At 40.9% G+C, this 11934-nt stretch carries 13 protein-coding genes and 3 pseudogenes; 12 read left to right on the top strand and 4 right to left on the bottom strand.

Annotated features, from left to right (window positions below; translation table 11 throughout):
- The 4 genes from K5Q34_RS11025 to K5Q34_RS11875 all read right to left on the bottom strand — a co-directional run.
- Positions 1-463, bottom strand: a 463-nt coding sequence (locus tag K5Q34_RS11025; RefSeq protein ID WP_221865003.1) for a DUF2815 family protein, incomplete at its 3' end; no start/stop codon positions are given.
- Positions 464-467: 4 nt separating this feature from the next.
- Positions 468-1589, bottom strand: a complete 1122-nt coding sequence (locus K5Q34_RS11030; protein ID WP_221865004.1) for a DUF2800 domain-containing protein — start codon at positions 1587-1589, stop codon at positions 468-470.
- Positions 1582-1905 (bottom strand): hypothetical protein, encoded by a 324-nt coding sequence (locus tag K5Q34_RS11035; protein ID WP_221865005.1) that lies wholly within the window; start codon positions 1903-1905, stop codon positions 1582-1584. The genes K5Q34_RS11030 and K5Q34_RS11035 overlap by 8 nt, the downstream gene beginning before the upstream one ends.
- A complete protein-coding gene (locus K5Q34_RS11875) occupies positions 1880-2014 on the bottom strand; it encodes a hypothetical protein (RefSeq protein WP_260619453.1) in 135 nt (44 codons plus the stop codon). Before K5Q34_RS11875 ends, K5Q34_RS11035 begins: the two co-directional genes overlap by 26 nt.
- Before the next feature lie 288 nt (positions 2015-2302).
- Here K5Q34_RS11875 and K5Q34_RS11040 point away from each other — a divergent pair, with 288 nt between their 5' ends.
- The 12 genes and pseudogenes from K5Q34_RS11040 to K5Q34_RS11095 form a co-directional block, all read left to right on the top strand.
- Positions 2303-4585, top strand: a complete 2283-nt coding sequence (locus K5Q34_RS11040) for a phage/plasmid primase, P4 family (protein WP_221865006.1) — start codon at positions 2303-2305, stop codon at positions 4583-4585.
- 349 nt (positions 4586-4934) lie between these two features.
- A complete protein-coding gene (locus tag K5Q34_RS11045) occupies positions 4935-5216 on the top strand; it encodes a VRR-NUC domain-containing protein (RefSeq protein ID WP_221865007.1) in 282 nt (93 codons plus the stop codon).
- Positions 5197-6573 (top strand): DEAD/DEAH box helicase, encoded by a 1377-nt coding sequence (locus K5Q34_RS11050; protein WP_221865008.1) that lies wholly within the window; start codon positions 5197-5199, stop codon positions 6571-6573. The genes K5Q34_RS11045 and K5Q34_RS11050 overlap by 20 nt, the downstream gene beginning before the upstream one ends.
- Entirely contained in the window at positions 6566-7069 is a 504-nt protein-coding gene (locus K5Q34_RS11055) for a hypothetical protein (protein WP_014638130.1), read from the top strand. The genes K5Q34_RS11050 and K5Q34_RS11055 overlap by 8 nt, the downstream gene beginning before the upstream one ends.
- Before the next feature lie 198 nt (positions 7070-7267).
- Entirely contained in the window at positions 7268-7450 is a 183-nt protein-coding gene (locus tag K5Q34_RS11060) for a DUF6900 domain-containing protein (RefSeq protein ID WP_014638129.1), read from the top strand.
- Positions 7451-7494: 44 nt separating this feature from the next.
- Positions 7495-8532, top strand: coding sequence for a methionine adenosyltransferase (metK, locus tag K5Q34_RS11065; RefSeq protein WP_024399320.1), 1038 nt, complete (start codon positions 7495-7497; stop codon positions 8530-8532).
- A gap of 1 nt (position 8533) precedes the next feature.
- Complete coding sequence (locus K5Q34_RS11070; RefSeq protein WP_014638127.1) at positions 8534-8899, top strand: HNH endonuclease; 366 nt, start codon at positions 8534-8536, stop codon at positions 8897-8899.
- A gap of 298 nt (positions 8900-9197) precedes the next feature.
- A complete protein-coding gene (locus tag K5Q34_RS11075; protein ID WP_014638126.1) occupies positions 9198-9659 on the top strand; it encodes a hypothetical protein in 462 nt (153 codons plus the stop codon).
- Positions 9631-10509 (top strand): annotated as a pseudogene (locus K5Q34_RS11080) (ParB N-terminal domain-containing protein); the annotation flags it as partial. The gene K5Q34_RS11075 and the pseudogene K5Q34_RS11080, both read left to right, overlap by 29 nt.
- A gap of 690 nt (positions 10510-11199) precedes the next feature.
- Positions 11200-11358 (top strand): annotated as a pseudogene (locus K5Q34_RS11995) (hypothetical protein); the annotation flags it as partial.
- A gap of 3 nt (positions 11359-11361) precedes the next feature.
- Positions 11362-11742 (top strand): annotated as a pseudogene (locus K5Q34_RS12000) (DNA-methyltransferase); the annotation flags it as partial.
- A partial coding sequence (locus K5Q34_RS11095; RefSeq protein WP_221865009.1) for a DNA cytosine methyltransferase occupies positions 11739-11934 on the top strand: 196 nt, incomplete at its 3' end. The pseudogene K5Q34_RS12000 and the gene K5Q34_RS11095, both read left to right, overlap by 4 nt.

The following is an 11934-nucleotide window of genomic DNA, read 5'->3' on the forward strand; positions in this document are numbered from 1 at the left end:
TTTGCAAGTTATTCAAACCGCAAGCAATCCCTTTATTGCCATTGGAATTAAATGCGTAGAAGGTAATAGAAGCACGTCCGTAGATGCCTGAATACAATTCTGATGTATCAATGATTTCTTGACGATTTCCGTCAACCACCCCAGGTTTGTGTGGAGAGTTGGCATTCACAAAGTAAGCATTTTTGTATGCTTCATCATCCGGGCGTTCAAGGTCACCATCACGAAGTGGAGTTTTTAGAGTAGATAATGCAGGTACAGATTTACCGTTGCCCTTGAGTTTTGACTCACCTTCTTTGTATGCTTGCTCAATAGCGGCATTGATTTTGTTAATGGTGACAGTATCCTCTTTTGGGATGATGAGTGAGGCACTGTACTTGGGAATACTACCGTTAATTGACTTGGGCTCATTGGCATTTAAGTAGCTGAAGCGAGTGTTTGGTCCTGTAATTACTTTAGTTGTCATATAGTTATTCCTCTTTAAATTCATGTTTGGCTAGGTTCATCTCTTGACGGCTATCGTCAATTGGAACGAGTGTTGGTTTACCACTTGGCTTTATTATGAGACCACCAAGGAGGTCATTAAAGGTTTTCTTGCCGAGGAGTTTGGTCATGGCAGTGATAGTGAGCAGTTTCTTCTCGTAAGGGTCGAAGCCAGCTTCAATCACAGCTTGACTCACGGCAGCTTCGTCTGAAAATTTACGAACAGAGCGACCTTCAACCAGTTTGTATCCTGGGATGTGATGTCCTTCGGTCGCTTGATTTAAAGCATATGCTTTGATGTCATTTGCCCATGAAATCAACAAATCTAGTTTAGGCAAAATCTCTGCAATGTCCTCGTTATCTAGTGTTTCTGGCTTTGCAAACTCCATCTTAGCTAGTGCCAAATTATCCTCAGCACGTTTGCGACAGACATTCTTGAGTTTGCAGAATTGGCAGTGTTTACCAGATTGTATCTCCCCCTCACCTTTGAATGCAAGTTCAGCTTTTGGAGCGAGCACGTTTTCAGCCCATTCAAGCAACTCAGTCTTTTCCATCTCAAAGGTAGAAATGTTATATTTTCGTGGTTGAAAGATGGTCATGGTGACTTTATCAAAATCATAAAGTCCATCAAACATTTCAATGCTACCCAAGGCATAACACATCATTTGCGGGTTGTAGTTTGCATCTACTAGAACACCAAGTCCGTGCTTATAATCAATAACCTGTAGAAGTCCGTCTGCCACGATGATGCAATCCCCAGTTCCAAAGCCCTCAGGTACCCATTTGGAAAAGTCAAGTCGTTGTTCGACAAGAACTGTAGGGTCACGAGAGTAGCCTTTGGCTTTCTCAACTTGATCCATCACATAGTTGCGGTATTCTTCTGCGCAATTCTGCATTTCATCGTTGTAAAATGCTAAATCTTCTGTTGGATCACGCGCATTCCTCCCTAAAGCTTTCTCGACTAGATAAGCACATAACTCGTGAGCATCCGTACCTTCAAGAGCAAAATCAGATGTTGTGTCTGGAAGTTCCTCTGTAAGACGAACAGATGGTGGGCAGTTCAACCAACGATGTGATGCAGAAGCAGATAGAATGGCGTGGTTAGTCATTACCAATCCCTCCAGCTTCTTCAAGGACTGCCGCAAAGTGTTTAGGGTCAAGAGCTGATAGAGAAGAAGCACCGTAAGCATTTAGCAGAGAACGAACCTCATTCTTAAAGCCATCTTTTGCCTTTGTAGCAAGGACTGCACGGACATCCTCCAATTGAATTTCCCTTCGTGGTTCAGATTTTGGTGATATTGGTTCAGTAACTGTTTCACCATCAGTAGATAGGAGTTTCTTGAACTCATCCACCAAGCGAAGGTAGTACTTTGCGGTTTCTTCCATATCATGAATTAGTCTATTCAGTTCCTTCATTTTGCTCATTGTTTTCTTCCTCCATAATTTTCCGAGCGAGTAGTTTTGAGATGACGCTGATAGCGATGAGAGTATCAGCTACGTCTTCATCAGGTTTGATGTATGGTTCGTTTACCATGTTTGGTCCTCCTATCTTACTAAGTAAGGTTTTTATTAAATTTTCCACTTTGTAAGAGATTTTTTTAGACATATCTCTTACACATTACTAAGTAGAACCATGTGATGTTTTTCCGTTAGATTTGAAAAAATTTTTGAATATCAAAAAAGTTTCCTGTGCAATTTAATAGGAAACTTCTATTTTTTTGAATAATTTTTTCTGAAAGAGTGGAAAAATTTGTCAGATTCTTACTTAGTAAGTTAAGAAGATATATTTCTAAAATTACTGCAAAAATATGGAGGGCGCATAATGCAATTTACCTTATCTCATTCAGGACAGACTGGAGTTCAAATAACCACGGTTTATCCCAATCAAGTAACTATTACTGATGAAATATCGCTACAAACTGTTGCGCAATTTGACCATGTGGCAGGGCTGTTTTTAAACAATACACGCTCAAATACCAATTTCATCAAGTCGGACGTCTTGGCCATGGATATTGATAATGACCATTCAGAAAATCCAGATGAGTGGATAACTAAAGAGAGATTAAAAGAAATCTTTGCGGATTACAATTTTGCCTTGGTGACGAGCCGTAGTCACATGCAGGCTAAGGCAGGAAAAGCTCCAAGACCAAAATTTCATATTTACTTCCAAATCAATGAGGTAACTGAAAAAGACATCTATGTAGCCATGAAGGAAGAACTTTGTAATCAATACAAGTTTTTTGATGATCATGCCAAAGATGCAGCACGTTTCTTCTTTGGAAATCCAAATGCACAGGTTATATGGCATGATTCATGGCTAACTATTGATGAAGATTTGTTTCAAGCTGTGTCTATTGAAGACGAGGAAGATTTCGATGCAGACTTCTATACTCCTCCAAGTGGACCAATCCAGCAAGGGAGTCGTAATTCAACGATGTCTGTATTTGCAGCTAAGATCCTAAAACGCTTGGGAGTAACGAAAGAAGCAAGAGATGGCTTTGATGAACAAGCTCAAAAATGTGTTCCTCCTCTAGATAAGGCGGAGTTAGACACCATCTGGGGTAGTGCCGTTCGATTCTACAATAATACGATTCAGAACTCCAAAGGCTATGTGGCACCTGATGTTTTCAATAATGAAGCGATGCGTCCAGATGATTTTACTGATATTGGTGAAGCGGGTTTACTAGCTCGTGAGTTTGGAGATAGGATTGCCTTCACACGTGAGACAGATTACCTAGCCTATAACGGAAAATACTGGGTAGAGGATGAGCAATTAGCCATGCGTCAAGTTCATACATTCTTAGATGAGCAGCTAGAGGTTGCGAATGGTGATTTGGAAGATAAAACCAAAAAACTGATTCAGACAGGGATTCCAGAGGAGTTGATTTTTAAAGGGCTTAAGGTACTAGAAAAGGCGATAGACACTCCAGTACAATCATCTGCTTTCAAGGAGTATAAGAGGGCATTTGATTTCCATAAATTTGTCATGAAGTACCGAGATTATCGCAACCTCTCAGCTATTGTCAAAACTGCCAAGCACATGGTTCGGATGAGTGTCTCTGAATTTGATAATAATGAAATGTTGCTGAACACACCTAATGCCACAATCGACCTGTCAAAAGGACTAGCTGGTGTTAAAGACCATGTGTCATCAGATTATTTGACTAAAATGGCGACAGCCTCTCCAAGTGATAAAGGAAAAGGTTTGTGGTTGGAGACGCTTGCCACCTTCTTCTGTGGGGATCAAGAATTGATTGACTACGTTCAGATGGTGGTTGGTATGGCAGCCATCGGTAAGGTTTATCAAGAGCATCTCATTATTGCTTACGGCAGTGGTGCGAACGGTAAGTCTACCTTCTGGAACACTATCGCAAGAGTGCTTGGGAACTATTCAGGCAAACTGTCTGCCGATGCGCTTACTATGAGTGTTCGTCGTAATGTCAGTCCAGAAATGGCTGAACTAAAAGGCAAACGCCTCATCATTGCATCAGAGATGAGTGAGGGCATGAGGTTAAATACCTCCATGGTGAAACAGCTCTGTTCTACTGATGAAATCTTGGCTGAGAAGAAGTACAAAGCACCGTTTCATTTTGTCCCATCTCATACGCTAGTGCTTTACACTAACCACCTTCCTAAAGTTGGAGCGAACGATGATGGGATTTGGCGACGTCTGATTGTCATTCCTTTCAATGCCAAGATTACTGGTCGTAGTGATGTCAAGAATTTTGCGGACTACCTTTACGATGAAGCAGCACCAGCCATCATGACTTGGATTATTGAAGGGGCAGAAAAATCCGTCAAAGCTCACTTCAAGTTTACTTTGCCAAAGGTCGTTCAAGAATCGGTAGCTGCCTACCGTGAAGCAAACGATTGGATGGGGCAGTTCTTGTCAGATTGTTGCGATGTTGACGCTACTTTCACGGAGAAGTCGGGAGAACTATACTCCACTTACCGTACTTATTGCTTAAAGGTAAATGAGTACACGCGCAGCACAACAGATTTTTATACTGCCCTAGCTAACGCTGGTTTCACCAAGAAAAAGACAAGTAAAGGAATGATTGTTCAAGGTTTACGACTGAAAGAAGACGATGATTTTCTTAATTAAGGCGTGACAGTCGGTGCAGATCGTCATACTCACCCAAGGAATAGTAGTGACGGTCGTGATAGGCGAAAAGTAAACTCATTTCAAAATCTTATTTTTATTCTTTTTGAAAACTGTAGAGAGTTTTGAAATGGATTGTCACGACCTGCATTAATGGTCAAAAGTGCAGGTCTAGAAGGTCACATACAAAAGTTGCCATAGGGGATTTTCAAAGTGCAGGTCTAGAAGGTCATTTCTATAACTTGTATATAAGAAAAAATAAAAAGAATAAAAAAATATATAGGAAAGTTAAGGAACTGACTACCTTGACCTGCACTTTTACCTTGGCGATGTTTTGACGAAAGGATCAGTTATGAGAGAAAAAATTGTTGAACAGAAGTTAGTAATTGAAGTGAAAAAGCGTGGAGGCATTTGTCCTAAGTGGGTATCACCATCCTTTTCTGGTGTGCCAGATCGCTTGGTGTTTTTACCCAATGGCAAGTTTGGCTTGGTGGAAGTAAAAGCTCCTGACCAAAAGCCAAGGATGTTGCAAGTGTCAAGGCATAAACTGTTCGAGCGGTTAGGTTTCAAGGTTTACGATATTGACCGAATTGAGATGATTGGAGAGGTGCTAGATGAAATTGACATTACATAACTATCAGGTAGTCGCCAAGGACTTCATCATAGGTCACCCTTATGCAGCAGTCATCCTAGACATGGGGATGGGGAAGACGGCTACAACCTTGTCTGCGGTGAATGAGCTGATGTTTGACCGATTTGAGGTTACTAAGGTTTTGGTTATTGCCCCACTTCGAGTCGCAAATACAGTATGGAGTGATGAGATTGAGCAATGGGCGGAGTTGCGTCACTTGCGTTATTCGAAAATTGTGGGAACACCAAAGCAACGAAAAGTAGCTCTTCAGAAAGATGCGGATGTCTATATCGTCAATCGTGAAAATCTCCCTTGGTTGGTGGAACAATGTAGTCCCTATTTCAAGTGGGATATGGTAGTGATTGATGAATTGAGTTCTTTCAAGTCTTGGCAGTCCAAGCGTTTCAAAGCCTTTATGGCAATGCGTCCTTACATGAAACGTATTGTTGGGCTGACTGGAACACCAAGCTCAAATGGGCTAATGGATTTGTTTGCAGAGTTTAAAGTCATTGACGGAGGAGAACGCCTTGGTCGATTCATTGGTGAGTTTCGTAGTCGCTACTTTGAAGAAGGTCGTCGCAATGGAAACATTGTCTATGAATACATCCCTATGGATTATGCGGAGTGTCAAATTCAGGACAAGATTAGTGATATTACCATTTCCATGAAGGCTCTAGATTATCTAGATATGCCTGATTTGATTTCAACCAAGAAGCTGGTGCGTATGTCAGAAAAGGAAAAAGAAAAGTACAGTCAGTTTAAGAAAGAGTATGTTTTATCAGAGTTGGATGGATTAGAAGTAACTGCTGCCAATGCAGCAAGTCTTACGAACAAGCTAGTTCAGTTGTCCAATGGTGCTGTATATTCTGATGATCATACAGTCGTGCCGCTTCATGAACAGAAACTAGATGCCCTAGAAGATATCCTTGAATCCGCAAATGGAGAAACTGTCTTAGTGGCCTATTGGTTCAAACATGACTTGGCTCGGATTATTGGTCGTTTAGAAAAACTCAAGGTGAAGAGTCGGGTGTTGAAAACAGAAGAAGATATTCGCGAGTGGAACAAGGGAAATGTTCCAGTTGGCTTACTTCATCCAGCTGGTGCAGGTCATGGGTTGAACCTTCAAAAAGGCGGTCACCACTTGGTCTGGTTTGGATTAACGTGGTCATTGGAATTATACCAACAAACGAATGCACGACTTTGGCGTCAAGGCCAGGAGGCTGAGACAGTTGTTATCCAACACATTGTGACTGAAGGAACGATTGATGAGGAAATCCTCAAGGCACTAGAAAACAAAGATGCACAACAAGAACGGCTGATTGCAGCTGTAAAAGCACAAGTAGGAGGGGCAGATGGATAAGGTGGATTATATTGCTAAGAACTATCAAGACATGAAAATGAAGTTACAGTTAGTTCAAGAGAAATTGCTCAACTATCGACCAATCTCAGAGGATAGTGTGATTCAGTCATTAGTATTTGAGAAGTCAGAGCAAGAAATGGTCAAGAAAAGTAAAAACCATGGTCGTAGTGAGCTGATTTCCCTTAATTTTAGAGAAAAACAAGAACAAGAGAATCAAGAGTACCTCAGTAGTTTGCTTAATACCTATTACTGCTTAAAAATGGATCTTTATTACTTTGAGTTTGTTATGGAGTTATTGCCTGAGGATTTGAAACCATTAGCTAATGATTTAATTTACTTAGGCAAGAGTTGGACTGAACTAGAAGAGATTTATGAAATCAGCCATTCAACACTTGCTTATCGTAGGCGTAAGATTCTAAAACAATTACGCAAGTGTTATCGTTGGACATCAAAAAGTCTTGAACTTAAGGTGGAAGATTATCACATTCCTATCTAGTGATGGTCGATTGCACTAAATTGGTACTAAATTAGCACTACATTAGCACTAAATTTGTACTGTTTTAGTACTGATTTTCAACCTAGACCTGTGATATACTTAAGATGTCAAAAAAGATAAAAAATACCCAGTAATGACTGGATATATCTCCTTTTTAGAGTTAATATGTACACAACAAAAGAAGAGGAGAACAATACAATGACAAAACGCCAAGAAGAAAAACTCAATGCACTTTTAACAGAGATTGCTAAAGAAGAACTACTAGTTGAAACCTTGGAAAAACGTTGGAGTGACAACCTCGATTTCTACGATGTTTCGGTTTGGGGAATCAAAAGAGCATTGGAGAGAGCCTACGAAGCAGGCCGACAATCAGTAAAATAAACCAAAGCCTAGCCCGAGGGTTGGGCTTTTTGCGTGGAGGAATTATGATTATTACTAGTGAACAAGTGTCGGTTGGACACCCAGATAAAATCTGTGACCAGATTTCAGATGCTATTGTGACGGAGTGTCTCAAGTATGACAAATCAAGTCGAGTGGCAGTTGAGACTTTAATAAAGGATAACCATGTTGTGGTAGCTGGTGAAATTTCTACTAAACATTACTTTAATCTCGAGAACATTGTTCGACAGGTTGTCGAGCCACTAGGTTTGAAGAATGTTCGGGTAACTAACCTACTTGGACTTCAGAGTTCCGATATTGCCCAAGGTGTAGACAATGGTGGAGCTGGTGACCAAGGAATGATGTTCGGTTATGCGACAGATGAAACACCTGAGTACCTGCCACTTCCTTATGTTCTAGCAACTCGAGTCCTTGAGAAACTGATGTCACTTGGTCACCCCTTACTTGGAAAGGACGCTAAAGCTCAGGTATCCTACGACTATGAGAAGAGACGGATTGATACATTTTTAGTTTCCATCCAACATACCGAAACGGCTGACCTTGACAAAGTGAAGCGAATTGTGATGGAAGCCATGATGTCGGTGGCTCATCGTTATCGTCAGAATCTAGATTTCAAAGTTCTAGTCAATCCAACTGGACGTTTTGTTCTTGGTGGCTCATTTGCGGATGCAGGAGTGACTGGACGTAAGATTGTGGCAGATACATATGGTGGTTTCGCACATCATGGTGGAGGTGCCTTCTCTGGAAAAGACCCAAGCAAGGTTGACCGCTCAGCCGCATACATGGCACGAAAGATTGCCAAGGATATTGTTCGTGAAGGCTATGCCAAACGTTGTGAAGTTCAGCTTGCCTATGCCATTGGAGTAGCAGAACCTGTGTCGGTTTACGTAGAAACCTTTGGAACCAGTCGCTACACCACACAACAACTGGAAGGAATGATTCGTGAGCGGTATGATTTAACACCAGGAGGTATCATTAAGAAACTTCATCTCTTGGATGTAGACTACACCGAGACAACTTGCTTTGGACATTTCACGAAAGACTATCTACCTTGGGAGAAGTAAAATGCCACGAAGACCAAGCATACCTTGTAAACAAAATGGTTGTCCTAACTTAGTATCATATGGTCAGAAGTATTGTGAGAACCATAAAGCAAACCACCAACTGGATTCCAAGTCAACCAAAGCCAAAGGATACAATGCCCAGTGGAACAAAGCACGACTTCGTTACTTAAAAGTTCATCCACTCTGTGTTCAATGCAAAGCCAAAGGTCGACTGACCAAGGCAACGGTCGTTGACCATATCACACCCCACCGAGGTGACCAAGAACTCTTTTGGAATCAAACCAACTGGCAAGCACTTTGTAAGTCTTGTCATGACAGAAAGACTAAGACGACTGATCGTTATGTGGAGTATTCGTATCGATTTTAGTCTTGGAGTTTCGTTACAAAAGTATCTCATTTTTCACCCATTGGGGGAGGGGGGATGAAATCTCTAAACGCTTGGGAGACTAAGACCGACGCCCCCTCAAACGTGCAATTTCGCAAAATTCGCAAGCGGGTACATTAAAATCGCTTCATTTTGACGTTCCTTCCCACCGTTATCACGTTTCTAATGTGGGGATGTAGCGTTCCCAAGTATGTCATTTTGGTAATAAAATAGTGAAAAAGGCTAGAAACAATGTAGAAAATAGTTGTTTTTAGTCCTTTTTTGCTGGAAAGGAAAACAAATGGACGAAAGTCAACGCAAACAAATCTGGAAAATGCGAGCAGAAGGTCTTGGGTATGGCTTAATCGGTAAGGCTACAGGACTGTCTAGAGATTCTGTTAAAAAATACTGTAAACGAAATCCAGCATTGCTTGGTCATGGAGCGGCGACAAAGCAAATGGCAAAAGCCGACCAGAATGACGGACTCCGTTGCCCACAGTGTTATCAAACACTTAAAATTCATAAAATAGGAAGACCAAAGAAGTTCTGTTCGGATAAATGTCGTAAAGTCTGGTGGGCCACTCATTCTGACGAACACGACAAATCAAAAACTGCATATGAAGATTTGACTTGCCAGCAATGTGGCAGGTCATTTTTATCTTATGCCAATCCAAATAGGAAATTTTGTAGCCATTCGTGTTACATTCAATCACGCTTTTATAAAGGAGAAACCAATGACAAGCCAACCAACAATGGAAATTAGAGAAATTCGATTGTCTGAATTACACCCAGCCTCCTACAATCCTCGAAAAAAACTTAAAAAGGGTGATAAGGAGTATGAAAAGATTAAGCAAAGTCTACTCAAGTTTGGCTACGTTGACCCCATCATCGTCAATAAAGACTTGACGGTAATTGGTGGCCATCAACGATTAACTGTATTGAAGGACTTAGACTATGAAACCGCCAAATGTGTCATTGTCGATTTATCCAAAGAAGATGAAAAGGCACTGAACATTGCCCTTAACAAAATCACCGGTCAATGGGACGACCAACTTTTGGCGGACTTGCTTTTGGATTTACAGGAATCGGATTTCAATCTCGACCTGACTGGTTTTGAACCACCAGAAATTGACGATATCCTGTCGAATGTTCATGATAAAGACCTATCAGATGATGACTTTGATGTTGAAGAGGAATTGAAGAAACCCACCTTTTCAAAACGAGGGGACATTTGGCAACTTGGTAAGCATCGAGTGATTTGTGGAGACTCTACGAAAGCTGAAACTTATGACCAACTTTTAGGTGATAAAAAGGCAAATTTGGTTGTGACAGACCCTCCCTATAATGTTGATGTAGAAGAAACAGCTGGAAAGATTCTCAATGACAATATGCCTGATAGTGACTTTTACCAGTTTCTTTTTGATATGTTCACTCAAGTAGAAAAACATATGGAGTCTGATGGTTCAATCTATGTATTCCATGCGGATACAGAAGGACTGAACTTCCGAAAGGCATTTAAAGAGGCGGGATTCTACCTCAGTGGGTGTTGCATTTGGAAGAAGAACTCCTTAGTTCTTGGACGTAGTCCCTATCAGTGGCAACATGAACCATGTCAGCCAGCAGGTACGATTGTTCAAACTATAAATGGTCCCGTTCCAATAGAAGACTTAAAGGATGGTGATAGGGTCATTAGTTACAATTCCTATTCAGGAACAATTCTGGGGATGCGTAATGGTGGCTATGAGATAAAAACAGCTTCTCGATATTATAATGGCACCTTATACGGTATAAAAATTGGAAATAAAATAACGTGGGCTACGGATAACCATCAGTTTTCGGTTCGTTTTAATGAATCAACAAAAAACAATTATTGTACCTATCTTATGCGTAAAGGAGACCGTTGGCGTGTAGGGATTACTGAACTCTATAACTCGAGGGGATTTGGTTTGAAAACGAGACTTCGTGGAGAGAAAGGTGAAGAGGCTTGGGTCATTGATGTATTTGATGATAAAGTAACAGCCCAGTGCCACGAACAGTTATTAGCCCTCAAGTACGGTATTCCTTATACTCATTGGGAAATGGATAGAGGACTTCCAAAGAAAGAAACTCAACGCACATCTCATCATGTCGATATGATTTATGATAACTTGGATAGCCAAATTCAATTAGATAATGCTAGACGTTTGCTTGTTGACTATGGTCGAAATATCAAATACCCACTCATTCACAAAGGAAATGGACATGAGGCATTTAGTAAACGAGTAACTGCTCGCATCAATGCTTGTAATCTGATCCCTCAAATTATGCAAGTTCCAATTCCAAAAACTTATGAAAAGGAAACGAGAGAAAATTTTTACTGGGGCGTAATTGATGAGGTTCTTACAAAAGGATTCAGTGGACCTGTTTATTCTCTTGCTGTTGAAAAATATGAACATTATATTGCAGATGGAATTGTTACTCATAACTGTCTTTATGGCTGGAAACAAAAGGGAAAACATCAATGGTTCAGTGACCGTAAACAAACAACCATTTGGGAATATGACCGTCCAAAATCTAGTAAAGACCACCCAACAATGAAACCCATTCCGCTCATGGCCTATCCTATTCAAAATTCATCCATGCGTGGGACAATTGTTCTTGATCCATTCCTTGGTTCTGGTTCGACCCTAATGGCCGCAGACCAAACTGGAAGGGTTTGTTACGGCATTGAGTTGGATGAGAAGTTTGTGGATGTCATTGTCAAACGTTATATAGAGTCAACAGGAAATCATAACGTGACGGTGTTGCGCGATGGACAGACATTGACCTTTGATGAAGCTTATTCAATGATGGAGGAGTCGGTATGACCTTAACTTTTCTTGATTTCTTTGCAGGAGTGGGTGGTTTTCGTCGTGGTTTGGAATTAGCTGGGTTCAAATGTATCGGTTACTGTGAAAAGGATAAGTTTGCACGAAAATCTTATGAAGCAATGTATGACACGAAAGGAGAATGGTTTCATGACGACATCACAAGCATTGACCCAACACAACTTCCAAAAG

The sequence above is a fragment of the Streptococcus sp. 2018110 genome (assembly GCF_019754115.1).
Classification (GTDB): Bacteria; Bacillota; Bacilli; order Lactobacillales; family Streptococcaceae; genus Streptococcus; species Streptococcus hashimotonensis.